The sequence below is a fragment of the Paenibacillus planticolens genome, assembly GCF_013141725.1.
GTDB classification, from domain to species: domain Bacteria; phylum Bacillota; class Bacilli; order Paenibacillales; family NBRC-103111; genus Paenibacillus_E; species Paenibacillus_E planticolens.
Map to the genome: position 1 here is coordinate 110,184 of NZ_WHNZ01000045.1, position 19,904 is coordinate 130,087.

Sequence of the window (19,904 nt, forward strand, 5' to 3'; positions counted from 1 at the left end):
TATGATCCGTTATTTAAAGGGAATTGGCCTATTGGGGCCTCTCAACGGGCAAATAGAGCCCTGTAGTTCCGCTTCCATACTGAAATCAGCTGATTTCACTTAAATAGCGGACTCTAGTTCCCTTTCAGTAGATTCATAATATAAAGAGCTGTTCTCCGTAGAAGATTCTACTCGAGAGCAGCTCTTTTATTTGACCTTCCGGATTCTGCCACAGTAGTCGTTCACGGCAAGGTATAGATAATATACTATAATAAATGTAAATTAATAGAAATATATTGTATTATATAGAAAATAGAATCTATATTAGGAGGATGAGTGATTTGGACTTTTCGGAACTTCACCAGTTTTTTAACGATATTAGCAGCAGGATTGGAAATGTAGCTGATCAAACCAATAACCTTTCACTAAGATTACAAACAGATATAGCCCAGTTAAAGGGAGAACTGCATACCACGAATATTTTGCTTACTATATTTATAATCGTGAATATTGCTAGTTTGATTCTCAATTATGTTAAAAGAGAAAAAAATAAAGCTAGCTAACGATTTCTATTTCCAAAACTGCTACCACGTTTCCCCTGCACAGCCGCAATGAACTGTCGGATCTTCAACTACTCCCGTTTCTCCTGCCGCATTGTTTTGGAGCTTATTGCATTGACTGCTCTTCGTGATGCTCTGCCGCACGTTCATTCCCGCTTGCATAGCGCCGTATTGGATTGCATTTTAAACTGGGTGAGTATGTCTATTCACTTAGGAAGGTGCCCTCCTAATAGGGCTTTTTATGCTTGAAGGAAGTAAATCAGCACTCAATCAGGGCATCCTATCCCTAACATAAATTATCTTCAGCCCTAGTTATGCATCTTGAATCTTAGTTATATCAACACCATACAGGTATCGGGTACTCTTAGAGATGTAAACACATTCATTTCTAAGTACTTGGGAGGTCATAGATTAGATGAAAAAATCACTCAAACAATGGATCGGTGCCGGGACGACGGCTGTTATGGCTGCAACGTTATTGGCAGGCTGCGGCAGTACGGCGAACACGGCGCAACCCTCTACTCAACCAACTGCGGGAGCAGCAGCAACGGCTAACGCAAAGCCATATGCAGGTAAAACGATCTCGCTCGTGACAGCCAACCATCCTTGGGGAGAGGCCATCAAGCCGTTATTGCCGGACTTTGAGAAAGAGACGGGCATCAAGGTGAATGTTGAAAGCTTCTTCGAAGATCAGCTGACACAGAAGCTGACGGTTCAATTCACGTCCGGTTCCGCAACGCCTGATGTTTTCATGTACCGCCCTCTGCAAGAAGGCAAGCTTTTTTACAAAAACGGCTGGGTACAACCCCTTGATGACTACGCACAAAAAGCAAAGGATTACGACTTTAACGATTTCTCCAAGTCAGCCATCGGCTCGACAACGGTTGAATCTAAATTAGCGGGTATTCCGATTATTACGGAGCAAGAGATTTTGTACTACCGCAAGGATCTGCTGCAAAAGGCAGGCATTGCCGTGCCAAAAACGATGGATGAGCTTACGGCTGCGGTGAAAAAACTGCACGATCCGAAGAATGAAATGTACGGATTCGTCGCTAGGGGCCAACGCTCGCCACTCGTTACCCAGGTGTCTTCCTTCCTGTATTCGGAAGGTGCGGACTTCACTACGGGCGAGAAAGCCAGCATCAATACGCCTGAAGCGATCAAAGCTTTTACGACTTACGGTACGCTGCTGAAAGACTTCGCGCCTCCGGGTGTGCTTAACATGTCCTGGCCGCAAGCTTTCGGTATCTTCGCTCAAGGGAAGGTTGCTTTCTTAACGGATGCGAACTCCCTGTATCAAAATGCGACAGATCCGACGAAATCCAAAATCTCCGATCAAGTTGGCTTCGCTGTTTTCCCTGGCGGCAAAGCAGGCTCCAAGCCTTACAGCATCACTTCGTGGGGACTTGCGATGAATGCCAAATCGAACAATAAAGATGCGACTTGGGCGTTCATCCAGTGGGCAACGAGCAAAGATATCGTGCTGAAAACGCAGCAAAAAGGCAACCCCGGCGCCCGCGCTTCGGTCTGGGATAAACCGGAAGGCACAACCGGCTTCCCGGCTGAGCTTGTACCGGTTATCAAGGAAAGTGCCAAAACCGGTATTGACCACGACCGCCCAACGGTTATTAGCGTAGGCGAAGCCCGTGATGCTGTCGGTGAAATCGTACAAAAAGTGATGACTGGCGAAACGAATATCCAGCCGGTTGCAGACAAGGCGAATCAAGCGCTGCAAACAATTATCGATAAAGATAAAACGAGATAAATAGCTGTTTGATGGGTGAAAAGGGTCATCTGATGACCCTTTTCTCCTTTCATACGGGAATTCAATACCATCAGGAAGGGTGAATGCAGCGTGCAATACAGTTGGTTTAACCGCAACTTAAAATGGATTTATACACTCCCGGCCGTCATCTTCGTCATGCTGATGATGCTGTTTCCAATCATCTACACGGTTCGAATCAGCTTCTACGAATGGAGCATGTCAGCTACTTCGCCTCCCGTTTGGGTGGGCCTGTCCAACTATTTAGCCTTATTCAAAGATGAGCGCTTCTGGCATGCCGCCGGCTCAACGTTTTATTTCACCTTTGCGGCGCTTGCTCTGGAGGTTATTCTTGGCATCGCCATCGCTTTGCTGCTTTCCAGAGAGTTCCGCGGGAAAAATCTCGTCAAAACCGTTTTCCTGCTTCCGATGGTCGCCACACCGGTAGCCATGGGCTTGGTCTGGATGCTCATCTACGAGCCGACCATCGGTGTCGCCAACATGCTGCTCAAAACATTCGGACTCGAACCTCTGCTATGGCTGGCTTCCCCGAATCAGGTCATCCCTTCTCTTGTCATTGTAGACGTCTGGGAATGGACGCCGATGATCGCGCTCATCATCATGGCCGGTTTGGCTACGCTGCCATCAGACCCTTATGAAGCCGCTGATGTAGACGGCGCAAGTACGTGGAGAAAGTTTGTTTCCATCACACTTCCGCTTTTAAGACCAACGATTATTGTGGCAGCTATGCTCCGTTTAATCGACGTTTTGAAAACATTCGATATCATCTACGCAACAACGCAAGGCGGGCCTAACTTTGCATCGGAGACGCTCAATCTATACGGCTATGTGCTCGGCTTCCAATACTTTAAGCTCGGCATGGCTTCGTCCCTGCTTGTCATTTTCTTCGCCTTGGTGATGGGGCTTACTTTATTCATGATTTGGATGCGTAAACGAATGGAGGGAGCGACATCATGAAGAAAAAAAGAGGTTCAAGATTCCTGCAAACTTTGCTCACCTTCATCGTTCTCATCGTGTTTGCATTCCCGTTTGTCTGGATGCTGCTCGCCTCCTTTAAGACACAATCGCAAATTTTGTCGACAGGTCAAATGTTTATTTTCAAACCAACGTTTCATAACTATGTCAGCGTGTTTCAGGAATACGATTTCTTGAAATTCATCTGGAACAGCTTCCTCGTGGCTTTTGGTTCAACGCTGTTATCCCTTATCTTAGGCCTCCCGGCGGCCTACGCGATTGCAAGGCATCATCTGCAGAAGCTTGGGCTTCTCATTCTTGTCGCACGGATCATCCCTGGGATTACGTTCCTGATTCCTTGGTTTATTTTGTTTTCCAAAATCCACTTGGTGGACACGTATACCGCACTCATTTTAAGCCATATGCTCGTCGGTCTGCCTTTTATCATCTGGATTATGATCTCTTTCTTCGAGGCGCTGCCAACGGAAATCGAGGAATCCGGGCTTATTGACGGCTGTACGCATCATCAGGTATTTCTGCGGATTATTTTGCCGATCTCCGGTCCGGGCGTCATTACAGCATCTTTGCTTTCGTTTATCTTCTCTTGGAACAACTTCATGTTCTCGGTCATTCTGGCCGGAGAAAAAACGAAGACGCTGCCGATTGCCGTATTTAACTTTATGTCTTATTCGGAAATTAATTGGGGTGCTCTCATGGCTGCCGCCTGTATCATTACGCTTCCGGTGTTGATCATCGCTCTTGTTTCACAGCGTTATGTTGTCAGCGGACTTTCCGCAGGTGCTGTTAAAGGCTAATCATTCATGGTTCTTCATTTGGATGGCTTCTCTTGTAGGCGTATACTCTTAGTTATAACGCTTAGCAGAACCGGAAGGTGATTTGGCATGCCCTATAAACTAAATATTTTCAGCAAAATCTTAATCATGCTGGTCTTACTGCTCATTCCTATCGTACTTCTCTACAGCTATACGAACCGGATCACGAACAACGTGGTGCAGGATCAAATTCAATCATCGAATTTAAATCAGTTGTCCTTCTTTATGCATCAACTGGATACGGATGTGGAGCGGCTAGCGATGTCTCCGGTTATTCTGGGCAGCGATCCTTATATGCGGGAATATATCAACCGGAGCGACTCGCCGAACTATGACGTGTTAAAGGAACAATCGCGAATCATTCAAAAGCTTAGCCTGCAAAGCGTATCCAGCGGATGGGTCAATGAGCTCACCGTGGCTATTCCGAAGGGGAAGCAGGTGCTTTCCTCCAGTATTTTCGTCAATGGCACGGATGTATGGCCTTGGCATAGAGCGATTCAGCGCACTTGGACCTATGAGGAACGCGAAGGCGACAAAGGCGTCGGGTCTTTCATCCGGGAAATTAGCGAGCCGATTCGCGCGCAGACGGTGGATCAGGCCAATGTGCTCTATCAGGTGAGGTTCAGCGTACAAAACATGGTGCAGCTGTTGGATGTGTACAAGCAGGACAAGCGAAGCGATCCTTTTTTTATGAATGGTCAACAGGGGTTGATCGTGAACAGCTCCTCTAACTCGAAGTTTATTACAACCGTGAGGGATCAGCTCATCGGACAGAGTCTCCAGGGCTCCGGTCAAGTTCAATTCAAGATCGACCAACAGCAGTATTTGATCAGCTATGTGAAATCGGCGCAGCTCGGTTGGTATTTGGTGGATTATGTGCCAGTCGAGAAGATTCTCTCCCCTATTACCATGACACGCAAATTATTTTACATCTCTATTGGGCTTCTGCTTGTAATGAGTGTACTGGCTTCTTTCCTGCTGTATCGAAATGTCCAAATCCCGATCGGCAAGATGATTCAAAGTGTGCAAAAGGTGAAACGGGGCGATTTGTCGGCCCGCATTAACTACAGTGCCAAGAACGAATTTGACTTTCTCATTCAACGTTTCAATGAAATGGCAGAGCAAATACAAGTGCTGGTCGAAGACGTCTATGCCGAGAAAATACGGTCCCGCGAGGCGACCCTTAAGCAGCTGCAATCGCAAATTCATCCGCACTTTCTATATAACTCCCTGTTCTTCATCATCAATTCGGCCGAGATGGAGGACAAAGAGTCTGTCGTAGCGATGGCGCAAAATTTGGCCGAGTTTTACCGGTATACGACAAGGGTTGAGAAGCAGGCCGTCAGGTTAGGAGATGAGCTCGACTTGGTCGGGCACTACCTGAACATTCAGCACCTTAGAATTCATCGGCTGAAATATGACATTTCCGTTCCCGATGAGATGTTGGACGAATGGGTCCCCCGCCTGATCCTCCAGCCTTTGGTGGAGAATGCCATTATCCACGGGATCGAGCGCAGTGCAGAAGGCGACCGTATCGCCATCACCGGCGAGCAGGATGAGTATTGGAACCGCATCATTATTGAAGATAACGGCGCAGGGCTTGACGAGGCTGGATTGATTCAGCTTCTGCAGCAGCTGCATTCCCCGATGTCCGACGACATCGGCTGCGGGACTTGGAATGTGCACCATCGGCTTTACTACCAATTCGGGGAAGGATCGGGACTGACTTTTTATCCCGGTGACCAAGGAGGCTTGAAGGCTGTGTTAACTTGGAAGCGCGGTGCGCAGGCGAGCCTTCCGGCTGATAGCGGGGAGAACAGGCTATGATTCAACTTTTGATCGTCGATGATGAAGCGCACGTCGTTGATCGGCTTCATGCCACCATTGACTGGGCGTCGCTTGGTATTGAGCAAGTTTTCAAAGCCTACTCGGGCAAGGAAGCGCTGGAGCTGCTGGAGCAATTCTCCATCGATATTGTCCTTACGGACATTCAGATGCCGGGCATATCCGGCTTGCAGCTCATTGCTGAAATTAACCGCAGATGGCAGAAAACGAAATGCATTCTCTTATCGGGCTACTCCGATTTTAACTATGCCAAAGAAGCGATCCTTCAAGGGACGGAGGATTATTTGCTCAAGCCCGTCACGGAGCACGATCTGTTAGCCGCTGTCGGGCGAGTGATGGACAAGCTGCGGAAAGAGTGGCAGGAGGTTTTCTCCAAACAGCGTCTCAGCTATACCGTCAAGGAGAACCTCCCTCTGCTGCGGGGGAATTTGCTGAGCGACCTGCTTCTGGGGCGCAAATTAACCGGGCAATCCCTCCGGGACAAAATGCAGATGCTGGAACTCCCCGATTTCCATGAACAGCCCTGTGTGCTGATGATGATCCGGCTTGAGTCTGATTTTCTGGAGTACGACATGAGCCGCCTCTCCTTAATGGAATATGCCATCAGCAATATGGTGGAGGAATTATTCGCAGAGAACTTTGATAGCTGGCACACGAAGGATGCACATGATTATTTGATTTTTGTAATGAAAAAGAAGTCGCTGAGCGCTGATCAAGAGGATCCGGCTTGGCTCGAACGTACCGCCTCCGTGCTTCAATCAGCCGTTAACAACTATTTGAAAGGGAAAATCTCCATTCTGTTGAGCAGTTGGGGGGAATTCCCACGGGATATTACGACCTTGTACAACGCCTCTTTGAGCGCTTTTCGCAAACAGATTGGCAGCGAGCATGAACTATTGATACGACTCGGCGAAGAGTCTGTCCATCCTGAGCTTTCGGCGCTGCAAAGACTGTACGAACCTCCTACGCTTAACCATCTGCTGGAGGCTGCCCGCTGGGGAGATACGATCGACAAGTTGACCCTGATTTTCGACGAAATGGATACGAAATTTTCCGAGTCGCAGGAGCATTTACTGGAGGTTTACTTCTCGATCGCGTCCGCTTTTGCCTATATTGCTCATAAAAATGGCAGGCCCCTGCACCAGCTCATCGGCGGAGATTACGACCGTATGATCGAAGGCATCCCTTTCCGCACCGTCAATCAACTGCGTGAATGGAGCATTCGTTCCTTGCACCGGATGAGGGAGGATATGGATCAGGAGCGGAAGGACAGCAGAGTCACCTTAATAAATGACATCAGGTCCTTTATCGAGCAGCATCTGGCCGGCGATGTTTCGCTGCAGTCCATTGCGGATCATGTTTATCTGCACCCTGTGTATGTGTCCAAAATTTATAAGCTGGAAACCGGCGACAACCTAAGCGATTATGTCAATCGGGTGCGGATGGATAAAGCAGCCTATCTGCTGAAAAGAGGCCAGGGCAAAATTTATGAAATCGCTACGCAGCTCGGGTACCAACGTCCGCACTCCTTCAATCACGCCTTCAAAAAGCATTATGGCATGACTCCGCAGGAGTACCGCGATCAATATTCATAGAAACGGAGGATGCGCAGCTTTATGTCTGACGTCTTGCAACGATTGAAAAACTCAAAAGTCATTGCCATCATCCGGGGAATCGAGCCCGCACAAGCACAGCCTCTCTTTGAGGCGCTAGAGAGCGGCGGCATCGAGCTGGCCGAAGTGACGCTGAACACGCCGAATGCGCTCCAGATCATCCAGATGATGCGCAATAAGTATGAAGGCCGCATGGCGATCGGTGCCGGCACAGTGCTGAACGCCGCCTATGCCGATGAAGCGATTCGGGCCGGTGCGCAGTTCCTCATTTCCCCCAATGTGGATCAGGGCATGATAGAACGGGCATTGGCTAGTAGAGTGCTCCCGATTCCCGGGGCTCTGACGCCAACTGAAATTGTGCAGGCCATGAACTTCGGCGCTTCGACCGTGAAGCTGTTCCCCTGCTCTTCTTTAGGCCCTTCTTATCTGAAAGAGTTAAAAGGACCTCTGAGCGATGTTAATCTTCTCGCCGTTGGCGGGATCACGAAGGAGAATGCTGCCGCTTATCTGGAAGCTGGGGCCTTTTCCGTCGGCATAGGAGGAAGTTTGATTTCGCTTAGCGAAATTCAAAACGGAAACTACTCTGCGATTACAACATACGCCAAGCAGCTTATGGCGGCAGTAAATCAGTAAGACCTGTAAATCATTCTTAGGTATGGGAGAGGAAGAAATACCATGAAAATTACGAAGTTAGAACTGTTTAAAGTGCCGCCAAGATGGTTGTTTTTGAAAATAGAAACGGATGAGGGCATTACGGGTTGGGGCGAGCCTATTGTCGAGGGGAAAGCGGATACAGTCGCGGCAGCGGTCATGGAAATGAGCGAGCAGATTATCGGCAAAGATCCGATGCGGATCGAAGACATGTTTCAGGTGCTGTACCGCGGCGGTTTCTATCGCGGAGGTCCGATCCTGACGAGTGCCATCTCCGGCATCGAGCAGGCGCTTTGGGACATTAAGGGCAAGTTTTACAATGCCCCTGTCTATGATTTGTTGGGCGGTGCTTGCCGCGAGCGCACCCGCGTGTATTCGTGGATCGGCGGAGACCGTCCGAGCGATGTCGGGCAGGCCGCTAAGCAGCAAGTAGCCGCCGGATTCACAGCCGTGAAGATGAATGCCACGGAAGAGATGCATTATATCGACTCGCTCAGCAAGGTGGACGAGGCTATCGCCCGCATCGCCGCTGTGCGCGAAGCCGTTGGCAAAGACGTCGGCATCGGCATCGACTTCCACGGGCGTATTCATAAATCCATGGCCAAAATCCTCGTCAAAGAACTGGAGCCGTACCGGCCAATGTTCATTGAGGAGCCTGTTTTGCCGGAAAATAATGAAGCGCTGCGGGAGATCGCCCGCCACACCTCGTGCCCGATCGCTACCGGTGAGCGCATGTATACGCGTTGGGGCTTCAAAGATCTGTTGGCGCAAGGATATGTGGACATTATCCAGCCTGATCTTTCCCATGCGGGAGGAATCCTGGAGACGCGCAAAATCGCCGCCATGGCGGAAGCCTATGACGTGGCCGTTGCGCCGCATTGCCCGTTAGGTCCTATTGCGCTGGCGTCCTGCTTGCAGCTCGATACCTGCTCTCCGAACGCTTTCATCCAGGAGCAAAGCTTGGGCATTCACTATAATCAGGGCAGCGACCTGCTCGATTACCTCATCAATCCGGCGGTGTTCCAATATGAAGACGGCTTCGTCAAAAACTTAACCGCGCCGGGCCTCGGCATCGAAATCAACGAAGACAAAGTCCGCGAAATGGCCGCAATCGGACATAACTGGAAGAACCCGGTTTGGCGCCAAGCGGACGGTACAGTGGCTGAGTGGTAGGTATTGCCGCTGGCACCAAGCTTATAACTGTCCCAAAGGGTCTGTAACTCGACCTGAGGGACAGTTTTTCTTTTATGATGATTTTACAGAAAAGCGTGAATTAGAAATAAAACCGCGAATGCCAGTCCGGAACGCAAATGCCATTTCCGATCCAGCCGCTTATATCTAAACAAGCCTGAAACCGGCACCGGAAGCAGCACCAAAAGCGCAAGCAGCCCGCTAATATTGTTGAAATCGAATTTGAAGCCATACATAAACACAGCAACCGTATGAAGCAAAATAAGAGCAATCGCGATTATCGCGATAGGAGTATGCCATCTTTTAGCAAATCGAAGTAAAACTACGATCCCCTTTTTGACCCTGTCCCTTTGATCCCAAATACGGAGTTTAACAATAAAAACAAGCACATAATTAGCTAGTACGAAGAACAAGGCTAACCTTGCGTTCGAGCCAAAGCTCTTATACGTCTGTTCGAATCGACGATTGTGCAAAGTTGCCGACGGCAGATGGGTCAAGCCCCAAAGCTCCCATAGCACAAACAAGACAGATACCAGGATGGCGCCGAACACCCATAGCCGTTCTTTTGGCGGGATCCATGCCGTTTTCGAATTATGGGCTTCTTTTGTATTCATCTTAGATCCCCCCTTACTAGAATGAAACTAATATACCCTATAATTGTTAAAACTAAATGAGAAAAAAAGACACTGGTTAAAACAAATCCAACTGCCTAGGCGCCAGCCCTTCGTAATCGAGCCCCAGCATCGCCATAAGCTCCTTGGCATTCCCTGCCGCGTGCCCGCCCGAGTTATTGTTGAACACCACACATACTTCCCGCGTCTGCTCTTGAAGTTGCAGCAGCCAATTCTTCCATTCCAGTAGTTCCTGTCGATTGTAGTTGTACAGATACCTCACGTCGCGCCAATTCGCCTCGTTATTTTGCACCCAACCGCCGACATTCCGCCCGTGGAGCCGAACCATCGTCATCTCTGGATGCGTGACTTCCAGCACCGTAGGAACAGAGCCTAGTCCCGCCTGCGGCTCATCGCAAATGCTGTGCATCCAACCCTCGCGCTTCATGAACGCAAGCGTCTTATCTCGCATGTCCTCTGTAAACCAGCTCTGATGGCGGAATTCCAAAGCCACTGGAACAAGCCCCATTCGCTCCCTGGCGTCACGAAGAATATCAACATTCGCTTTGCAGCAATCAAACCAAGGCGGGTATTGAAACAGCACCGTCTTCAGCTTTCCCGCTTCTTGGACAGGACGGATTGACTGCAAGAAAGCCTCGAACATCTCACCTATGCCACCGGCAAAAGGAGTCTCTCCCCGCAGATGCCCCGTCATGCCTTGATAGGCTTTAATGATGAAACCGAAACCGTCCGGCGTTTCTTGGTTCCATTTGATATAATTGCGTTCCGGTTGAATGGCGTAAAAGGAGGTGTCCACCTCCACTACCGGAAAATGTGCGCCGTACTCGCGCAGTTTCCCTCTGCTGCCGCCAAGCTCGTGATCACCCCACCCGGCGAGTCCGATATTGATCATGATAAGTTCCCTCCTTTGCTTCTCTTTTTCTTTATTGTAACTTTCGCGGGGGATATAGGACAACTAAGGCTCCGCCCAGCCGAGGAGTCGGTGGAAGGAGCCTAAGAGGAATTGCTTATTCAAATATAATTGCAAAATCAAATCCACCAACCTGGAGTACTTGGCCATTTAGTACATATTTTAACCCGTATATGTTGTATAAATTGGCATTTATATACGGAACCGGCTGGTTGTAGAAGCTTATTTTGTAGTATGATTTACCTTCTATAATTTCAGTTGTGCCTGTAACTGTAGCCCCTGTTGGTGAAGCAACTAATCCAATTTCAGCTCCGGAAATGTCCAATGTTCCTTTTAACAATCCCGTCCCTGTACCTGGCACATAGTCACTATCCTTCAAACTAAGCAGTAAATAGTCAGCAGAGCTAGAAGCTTTAGGTAGTAGAAATCGGTATTCACTTATCTCTGCATCAACAACTAATGGAGCATACACCTGCTTAGTAACAGAGTTATACGGTTTTATTTGATCAATATGGAGGAGCAGCGGCATTTGTAAAGAAATTGTAGTTGGCGCTGCACAACCCACGTCATTACAAGCTTTGACAGCAATCGTATAAGCTTGATTTTCTTGAAGTGTATCAATGATCATCGAGGTCTGTCCATATGGAGACTCTATTTTGCGGTCATTGATATAGACTTCATAATAATTCTCATTCATTGTCCAAGAAGCTGGCTCCCATGATAAATATACCCTTGAACTCATTACATGTGTATTCAATTTAATAACAGGCTTCGGTGCCGTATGCAATAAGAACATACCTCCCCAATAAGGCTCGCCTGATAAAAGGGTGAACTCAGCGGATTGAGCTTCCGAATACTTGTCTTTTGAAACACGTATCTTATAGGATATTCCTGGGGGAACCTGATCAAAGTTGAAGACTCCGTCTGCGTTCGTTAGAACGGAACGATCTGTTCCAATTAACTCTACTTTTGCATTTTGAATACTTAGAAGCCCATTTTCGGTTTGTTCTTGGACCATACCCTGTACAAAGCCCGGTACATTTACGCCCGGAAGCGGAATGGCTTTAATCAGGGATGGATATGGCAATGGACATACGGTGTCTGAACACTTATTCTCCGTACTCCCGACGAAAGATACATTCGTATTCTGCTGCTTGTATGTCACTTGATAGTTCATATCTTTCGTTTGTTGGTCAACCGTTAATAACACATAGTTCTTTAGATATGGATACTGTGTAACATTTATAACGTTAAGATCATGATCGATGCGGAAGTCCGTCACACGGGAATTCACTACGGGATAGTCGAATGAAACCAATACTAGATCAGATCGCAGGCTTTCGACTGCAACTACTTTAGAATCGTATTGCTTCACTTTTACTATAAACGTTTTTGTGGTTGTAAAAGCCCCCTTATACAAAACCGCGGTTATCGTTACCGTGGCATCCCCTTCTCCCGATGCAGGTCTTCCTAACGGAGACCACGAGGAAACAAGGTCCGGTCGATCCGAACTCCATGCGACAACAGTGCCATTCCCACTTAGTGAAGGAAAAATAATGTCTTTTGTAACAGAAGAAGCCGTATCGCCTGGTTGGTACTGCAGCTGAAGGGCGTTGACCTCATCTCTTAAATCAAAAGCTGTTTGCCTCCAATCTTTATACAAACTAAGGTTATACAAATCGGAATCGAGTGCCTCATATTTCTTTGCAATTGCTATTGCTCTATCCGCATTTTCAATATTAACAAACATGGTTGCAAAGTCTGGTCGGTCACTGATAAATCGGGAAATAGCTTGATTCGCAAGCTGAATAGCCTTCGCTTTGACTTGTGTTTTAAGCTCATCACTCATCTGCAAAGCCCCGTTTTCACTCGAAACTTTGGCAATGGCTCCAGGATCACCCTCAACCGTAACATTCGCGGCCGCATTTACTGTCTTAATATTAGCCGATGCGCCAAATTGAATAATTGTGCCTGTTAAACCGCTAGGCACCTCCACACGATTGATCTCTCCCGGACCATCCACTTTCAATGTAAGATTTGGAGAGGCCACGTTCACACCTTCTGTAACCGTCCCTTCAGCAGCGGTGATTTCTGCATTGCTTTTCAACACAAGAGACTTAACAACCGTAGGAAGCGAGTTCCCGCCAGATGGTGGATCGAGATTAATTCGCACACCAGGTGCTTCTACCGTCACGTCTCCATCAATGTTACCTTTGAGCGTAACCTGTTTTCCTACTGCTGCGGAAGAAAGTCTAATTCTGCCTAATGTACCCTGCTTAGATGAGGATTCCAGGATGGCCTGGGAGCTTACCTCGGTGTCCTCGACAGATGCTCCGCCCTGTGCTTCAATCCGTACATTTTGGCCTTTGTTATTAACCGCGTTTACTTTCAACTGTTTTACGACAGTATTCTGCAATTTAATTGAACTTACATTTCCGGAAAGAACCTCCAACTGCGCAGGATTAATGTTCCTGAGTGTAACTTCGCCAGATGGGCCCGGATCAATAATTAGTTTTTGAACGGTAGTGGCTGGCCCGCTGACAGGACCGTATGTACCAGAAGCTCTCACAGTGATTGTATCTTGCGCGGTACCGCTGGCTAATTGCTGCTCCACAGACGGGAATCCGCCGCCTCCCCCTCCGGTTGCAGCTACGCCTAACACACTTTTATCTATAGAAATGCCTTTAAAAGTGAGTTGATAGGACACATCCTTTGTTTGCGCGGAAGTCGCCAAAACAACGATTGATTTACTGCCGGCTTTGAACGCTGCCTCAACGACCTGCAAATCGTGATCGAAAACAAAATCATTTTTACTCACAGAAGCAAGCTCTAATAGAAAGGTCACTTCAATACTGGTGTTGCTTACGGCCTCTATCGATGTAACGATAGATCCCTTTTGTCCATTAACATCATCTCTTAAATCAAGAGCGATTTGCCTCCAGACTTTATAAGTACTAAGTCTTCCGAAATCGGCATCGAATGCCCCGTATTTCTTTGCAATTGCTATGGCTCTATCCGCATTTTCAATATTAGTAAGCAGGGTTGTAAGGTCTGTATTGTTATAGAAAATTTGGTCAATAGCTTGATTCGCAAGCTGAATAGCCTTCGCTTTGACTTGTGTTTTAAGCTCATCACTCATCTGCAAAGCCCCATTTTCACTCAAGACTTTGGCAATGGCTCCAGGATCACCCTCAACCGTAACATTCGCGGCCGCATTTACTGTCTTAATATTAGCCGATGCGCCAAATTGAATAATTGTGCCTGTTGATCCGCTAGGCACCTCCACACGATTGATCTCTCCCGGACCATCCACTTTCAATGTAAGATTTGGAGAGGCCACGTTCACACCTTCTGTAACCGTCCCCTCTGCTGCGATGATTTCAGCATTGCTTTTCAGCACAAGAGACTTAACGACCGTAGGAAGCGAGTTCCCGCCAGATGGTGGATCGAGATTAATTCGCACACCAGGTGCTTCTACCGTCACGTCTCCATCAATGTTGCCTTTGAGCGTAACCTGTTTTCCTGCTGCAGTGGAAGATAGTCTAATTTTGCCTAATGTCCCCTGTTTAGATGAGGATTCCAGGATGGCCTGGGAGCTTACTTCCGTATCCTCGACAGATGCTCCGCCCTGTGCTTCAATCCGTACATTTTGGCCATTGTTATTAATTGCATTTACTTTCAACCGTTTTACGACAGTATTCTGTAATTTAATTGAACTTACATTTCCGGAAAGAACCTCCAACTGCCCAGGATTAATGTTCCTGAGTGTAACTTCGCCAGATGGGCCCGGATCAATAATTAATTTTTGAACGGTAGTGACAGGCCCGCTGACAGGACCGTATGTACCTGAAGCTTTAACAGTGATTGTATCTTGCGCGGTACCGCTGGCTAATTGCTGCTCCACAGACGGGAATCCGCCACCTCCACCGCCTCCACCGCCGCCCCCACCAAAGCCGGCTGCGGCTACGCCTAACACACTTTTAGCTATAGAGATGCCTTTAAAAGTGAGTTGATAGGACACATCCTTTGTTTGCGCGGAAGTCGTCAAAACAACGATCGATTTACTGCCGGCTTTGAACGCCGCCTCAATGACCTTCAAATCGTTATCGAAAACAAAATCGCTTTTACTCACAGAAGCAAGCTCTGATGAAAAGGTCACCTCAATACTGGTGTTGCTTACGGCCTCTATCGATGTAACGATAGATTCCTTTTGTCCATTAGCTAGTTCTTTAGCTTTCGCAACGTACTTTGAGGCATTCGTCTTAAATTCATAGGCTAATCTAGCAAGAGCTTGACGCTCTGCATTGTCATTAGGATTAAAGAGAAGAGTATGATCAGCACCCTCGGTCCCCTGAACGAAACCAATCTGGGCCGCTAAGGAAACTTGGTTTTTCGCCCAATCGGCAATCTGATCCTTATCAGAAAATGTATGGGTTACAGGCAGTTTAGCTGCCAATTCTTCCAATCCGAGCGCTCGAATGAAGAAAACGACCAGTTCTTGACGTGTCACGTTGGCTTCCGGAGAGAAAGTCGTAAGCGAGGTTCCCTGTGTGATGCCTGAAGTGACCAGAGCGCCAACGTATCCCCGATACCAGCTGTTCTCATCTACATCCAAGAAATCGTTCGCTTTCGCCGGATCTTCTTTCACTCCCAGTGAGAGTACTAAAATTTTAGCTAATTCTGCTCTGGTCATCGCCTTCAGTGGCTGAAAGGTACCATCCGCATATCCCAAAATAATTCCTGTATCTACCAGATCATCAATCTCTTTCTTTGCATAAGAATTGCTCGTATCTTTTAATTCCACTTTCTCGGCCCCGGATACGAAGGCAGGCATTGCACTGCTGAAGACCATGGTCAACAATAGCAGAACAACAATAAAACGTTTAAACCTCATTAAAAGTCTCCTCCAAATGTCTAATAGATAGTCTTGTAGTCTTATGACTTCGAAACTATTATACTAAACTTCGGGATAAAAATATGGAAATTTAGGAAATTTTATAATTTAAAAGGATATATTTTGTCACACGCCCTGCACCTAAAACGATACATGAAACAACTTCATCCAAAACACAGTCAGCACAGCCGAAAAACCATACGCTAACAGGGGTCTGACAGAAAACAACTTGAGCATAGGAAACATGATGACATTGAAAACAATCGACCATCCTAATGTCCATCCATACTGATACTGAATCCGGCCGGTTAGGGAGAAAATGTACTCCACCCCGCCATAGATCAGCACCCATTGGACATAATGAAAAAAGATTTTCATCCGGCCTTGCGGATAATTCGTCAGAAACAGCAGCGCTGTTGCCGGGAAAATGATAAAGGTATACATCAATTCCGTAAGGCATGTATCCCCGAACCAGTCCGGGGTCAGCGTCCACAGCATTCGCTCTGCGCATAAATAGTTGTATAACAAATTGCCTATAGCGAAGTACATCATGGTCGGCTGGTACTTTTGCCAGTTCCGCCAATCCCCCCATCGATATGACAACCAAATCATGCAAATAGCTATAAATAAGTGCATAGCAGCATGTCTCCTTCTCATGTTGTATGTATTATACAAATAAATTTACATTTTTATACAGTAAACTTACAGTATTATACAGTTAAAGAGAGTCGTCATGCGCATGCCCGACATTAGGATAAACTCCTTCTTTGCAGCTAAAAAAGGCTGCCCCAAAAGGTCAGGAACAACCCTTTAAGACAGCCTTCCGCTATGCAAATTCTGAGCGAGCGGGAACTATGGTCCGCTATTTTCCAATGATCAGCATTTCCTTCATGTAGGTGGGAACTACGTTCCGCTATTTTATCCATATTGGCCCATATGTAAGCTATCTAGGGCAAATAAGGCCCTGCAGTTCCGTCTTACCCCTGAAATAGGCCCATTTGGCTCAAATAGCGCCCTGTAGTTCTCCTTACTTTCTGCCAGTGCCTATTTCGCTTGTTTTTCCCATTTCGCTTTCAGGGCGCTTTCCACTTCTGCAAAAACCTGCTCGGCGGTTTTACCATCCGTAGAGATGCCTAGCTTCGCGGCTCTTTTGTTCAAAGCGGCGGATTTCTTCGCATCTTGGCTTGCTTTGAGAGCAGCGCGGATCTCTTTCGCTGTTTTGCCGTCAGTTGCGATGCCAGCCGCCGTTGCTTTCTCTTGCAGTTTCGTCAATTCCGCTGCTTGCAGTGCCTCTCTGAGCTCTTTACTCGTTTTGCCGTCTGTGCTGACACCGAGCTTAGCCGCTTTCTCTTGCAATTTCGTCTGCGCCGCTGCTTGCAGCGCCTCTCTCAATTCTTTGTTCGTTTTCCCTTCCGCACTGATCCCCAGCTTAGTCGCCTTCTCCTGCAGCTTCACCTGCACGGCTACCTGAATATCGGCTTTCAGTTGGTCCGCTGTTTTGCCATCCGTGGAGATGCCCAGCTTTGCTGCCGCTTTGTTCAAACGCTCGGTCTGTTTGGCTGCACTTGCTGTTTTCAACTCCGCTTTGATTTGTTCGTTCGTTTTCCCATCGGTCGATATGCCAAAAGCTTGCGCTTTATCCTGCAGCAATTGCTTCAAAGGATGCAAAGAGTTCCCTTGCGTCCCCGCCGCGAAAGCCGCCACCGGAATGGTTAATGCAATCGCGCCTGCCAACGCCAGTCCTGTTAGTTTTTTTAACATAAATATCACTCCTCGATTCGTCTATGGTTATATTTTTCCTTACGAACCTTATCTTAACGGATAGTTATGTCATAAGTTTGTCATGGTGCGAATCCGACGCGGCCGGCAAAAATATTTTAAAAACTGTCCCTACCCCAAGCTTGGACTCTACCCTTATAGAACCGTTATGCGCTTCTATGATATGTTTACAAATCGTCAAACCGAGCCCCGCGCCGGAGCGGTTGCGGCTTTCATCCGCTTTATAGAAGCGATCAAAAAGATGCGGCAGCTTCTCTGGCGCAATCCCCTGACCGTTATCCCATATTTCGATCCAACGCTCATTTTTGACCGCTTTCACCCGAATTCCTGCCTCCGCTCCCTCTGGGATGTGATTGATGGCGTTATCCAGCAGATTAATGAATACCTGTTTTAGCCGATCGGCATCCCCATTCACCATGAAGGGCATTTCGGCATCCGCGCTAAGTTCGATCCGTTTGGACTTGGCTTTCATCTTCATCTGAGTGACGACAAGGACAATGACATCGGACACGTTCATGGGTTGAAAGCTGAGCTTCACCTGCTTCTCTTCAAACGACGACAGCTCCATCAAATCATCCACTAAGCTGCTTAGCCGCAGCGTCTCCTGGAGGGAAACTTGAATGAACTCCTTCGCATCCTCCGGCTCTACAACGCCGTCCGTTATGCCCTGCAATGAGGCTCGTATCGTCGTCAGCGGCGTCCGCAGTTCATGGGATATTTCGGAGAGAAACCTTTTGCGCCCCTCTTCGACTTTCTGCAATTTGCCGGCCATCCGATTCAGCGACCCTGACAGCGATGCAATTTCGTCCTTCCCTCTGACAGGGACCCTCCCGCTAAAATCCCCCAAAGCCAGCGCCTCCGCTGTCTTACTCATGAGCTGAATCGGCTTCACAAAATGCCGTGAAACAAAGTACAGCACAGCCATCGCCAGCAGCGCGACCGACACCGCCGAGACGAAGATCGCACGATTGATATCGTTGATCGTACCTTGAATATTTATAAGCGGCGTATACAGAAAAATAGCCCCAAGCACGTGGTTCTCCTGCACCACAGGCCGCCCTACAATCAGCATTTTCACCGTACTGTTTTGAGCAAAATTACTCCTCAGTGTCACCTGATTCCCTGCCAGCACTTCGTCCACCCATTCCTTCTGTGCCGGGGACTCGCCGATCGACTGGATTTTATCCAGATTGGCTTTTGGATGCTTAATAAGTGCCACGCGAACGTTGGACGATTTCTCTATGGCGCTTATTTGCTTGCGGAAATCCCTCTGCAGCGTGGAACCGTCGAACAGTCCCTTCGCCAGTTCATCGACTTGTACGGTTTTTTCCAGCAGGAGCTTTTCGCTTCGGTCATACGTTTTCTGATTCATCGAATAGCCAATCGTACCTGAAATCGCCAAAATCGACACAATCGTAATGGACATGTAGATAAACAATAGCTTGCGGTAAAAAGAGTTCAGCATGCATCCGGTCCCTCAAACTTATAGCCGATGCCCCAAACGGTTCGAATGTTCCAGTCCACTTTTCGTTCCGTGAGCGCTGTGAGCTTCTGTCTTAGACGCTTAATATATAAATCTACAACGCGGTCCTCCCCTTCAAAATCCCAGCCCCATATCTTGGCGATGAGATCTTCCCGGGTAAAAACTTGATTCGGATTGCGCACGAAAAACAACAGCAGCTCGTACTCTTTTTTGGGTAAAGCGACAAGTTGCCCTTCCACGGTTACGTCGTGGGACAAAGCGTCTATGCGCAGACTGCCGACCTCATAAAGATGAGCGGGCACCGCCGCTTCCGTCCGAATCATCGTTCTGCGGAGGATCGTCGTGACGCGTGCGACCAGCTCGTTCGGGTCGAATGGCTTGACCAGGTAATCGTCCGCTCCCATTTGCAACCCCTCAATCCGCTCATCCACGTGGCCCCTTGCTGTCAGCATCAGGATCGGCACATCGCTCGCCGTGCGAATCTTCTTGCACACCGACCAGCCGTCCCGCTTCGGCAGCATAATATCAAGCACGATAAAGTCAGGCTGCAGCTGCTCAAACTGCGTGAGTGCCTGCTCGCCGTCATTTGCGGTCACCACCGCATAGCCGCTTTTCTCCAAATACAGCTTCGTGATCCGGCAAATATTATGATCATCGTCTACCACCAAAACGTTTTTCACACGACACCTTCCCCTGAACATAGGATCTATGACTCCATCATACTGGATATTTGTGAACAAAAAATTTATTTTTGCTGGAAAATAAGGGGTGCGCCGCCCTCCCAACGCACGCCCAAA

At 47.9% G+C, this 19,904-nt stretch carries 16 protein-coding genes; 8 read left to right on the top strand and 8 right to left on the bottom strand.

Annotated elements, in window-relative coordinates:
• Positions 1-311: 311 nt before the first annotated feature.
• Positions 312-542, top strand: a complete 231-nt coding sequence (locus tag GC097_RS21670; RefSeq protein WP_171685383.1) for a hypothetical protein — start codon at positions 312-314, stop codon at positions 540-542.
• Positions 543-563: 21 nt separating this feature from the next.
• On the opposite strand, the gene GC097_RS34790 is transcribed toward GC097_RS21670, so the two are convergent.
• Complete coding sequence (locus GC097_RS34790; protein ID WP_281364326.1) at positions 564-689, bottom strand: hypothetical protein; 126 nt, start codon at positions 687-689, stop codon at positions 564-566.
• Between the two features lie 265 nt (positions 690-954).
• Between GC097_RS34790 and GC097_RS21675 the strand changes: the two genes are divergently transcribed.
• The 7 genes from GC097_RS21675 (at position 955) to dgoD (ending at position 9,391) form a co-directional block, all read left to right on the top strand.
• Positions 955-2,304 (top strand): ABC transporter substrate-binding protein, encoded by a 1,350-nt coding sequence (locus GC097_RS21675; RefSeq protein ID WP_171685384.1) that lies wholly within the window; start codon positions 955-957, stop codon positions 2,302-2,304.
• A 90-nt stretch (positions 2,305-2,394) separates the two neighbouring features.
• The gene (locus GC097_RS21680) at positions 2,395-3,279 is read left to right on the top strand and encodes a carbohydrate ABC transporter permease (RefSeq protein WP_171685385.1); all 885 of its coding nucleotides are present in this window, start codon (positions 2,395-2,397) and stop codon (positions 3,277-3,279) included.
• Positions 3,276-4,091: a carbohydrate ABC transporter permease gene (locus GC097_RS21685; protein WP_171685386.1), complete on the top strand. Its 816-nt coding sequence runs from the start codon at positions 3,276-3,278 to the stop codon at positions 4,089-4,091. Before GC097_RS21680 ends, GC097_RS21685 begins: the two co-directional genes overlap by 4 nt.
• Positions 4,092-4,178: 87 nt before the next feature.
• On the top strand, positions 4,179-5,936 hold the full coding sequence (locus GC097_RS21690; RefSeq protein WP_171685387.1) for a sensor histidine kinase: 1,758 nt from the start codon (positions 4,179-4,181) through the stop codon (positions 5,934-5,936).
• A complete protein-coding gene (locus GC097_RS21695) occupies positions 5,933-7,549 on the top strand; it encodes a response regulator (RefSeq protein ID WP_171685388.1) in 1,617 nt (538 codons plus the stop codon). Before GC097_RS21690 ends, GC097_RS21695 begins: the two co-directional genes overlap by 4 nt.
• 21 nt (positions 7,550-7,570) lie before the next feature.
• A complete protein-coding gene (locus GC097_RS21700) occupies positions 7,571-8,200 on the top strand; it encodes a bifunctional 4-hydroxy-2-oxoglutarate aldolase/2-dehydro-3-deoxy-phosphogluconate aldolase (protein WP_171685389.1) in 630 nt (209 codons plus the stop codon).
• A 42-nt stretch (positions 8,201-8,242) separates the two neighbouring features.
• Positions 8,243-9,391, top strand: coding sequence for a galactonate dehydratase (gene dgoD / locus GC097_RS21705; protein ID WP_171685390.1), 1,149 nt, complete (start codon positions 8,243-8,245; stop codon positions 9,389-9,391).
• 83 nt (positions 9,392-9,474) lie between these two features.
• Here the strand turns inward: dgoD and GC097_RS21710 are convergent, their stop codons facing one another.
• The 7 genes from GC097_RS21710 to GC097_RS21740 form a co-directional block, all read right to left on the bottom strand.
• The gene (locus GC097_RS21710; protein ID WP_171685391.1) at positions 9,475-10,023 is read right to left on the bottom strand and encodes a hypothetical protein; all 549 of its coding nucleotides are present in this window, start codon (positions 10,021-10,023) and stop codon (positions 9,475-9,477) included.
• A gap of 76 nt (positions 10,024-10,099) precedes the next feature.
• A complete protein-coding gene (locus GC097_RS21715; RefSeq protein ID WP_171685392.1) occupies positions 10,100-10,933 on the bottom strand; it encodes a DUF72 domain-containing protein in 834 nt (277 codons plus the stop codon).
• Between the two features lie 115 nt (positions 10,934-11,048).
• Positions 11,049-15,845, bottom strand: coding sequence for an S-layer homology domain-containing protein (locus GC097_RS21720; RefSeq protein ID WP_171685393.1), 4,797 nt, complete (start codon positions 15,843-15,845; stop codon positions 11,049-11,051).
• A gap of 141 nt (positions 15,846-15,986) precedes the next feature.
• A complete protein-coding gene (locus GC097_RS21725) occupies positions 15,987-16,481 on the bottom strand; it encodes a CBO0543 family protein (protein ID WP_171685394.1) in 495 nt (164 codons plus the stop codon).
• Between the two features lie 408 nt (positions 16,482-16,889).
• Positions 16,890-17,606, bottom strand: a complete 717-nt coding sequence (locus GC097_RS21730) for a hypothetical protein (RefSeq protein ID WP_171685395.1) — start codon at positions 17,604-17,606, stop codon at positions 16,890-16,892.
• A gap of 64 nt (positions 17,607-17,670) precedes the next feature.
• On the bottom strand, positions 17,671-19,089 hold the full coding sequence (locus GC097_RS21735; RefSeq protein ID WP_171685396.1) for a sensor histidine kinase: 1,419 nt from the start codon (positions 19,087-19,089) through the stop codon (positions 17,671-17,673).
• Positions 19,083-19,787, bottom strand: coding sequence for a response regulator transcription factor (locus tag GC097_RS21740; RefSeq protein ID WP_312875716.1), 705 nt, complete (start codon positions 19,785-19,787; stop codon positions 19,083-19,085). Before GC097_RS21740 ends, GC097_RS21735 begins: the two co-directional genes overlap by 7 nt.
• Positions 19,788-19,904 lie beyond the last annotated feature (117 nt).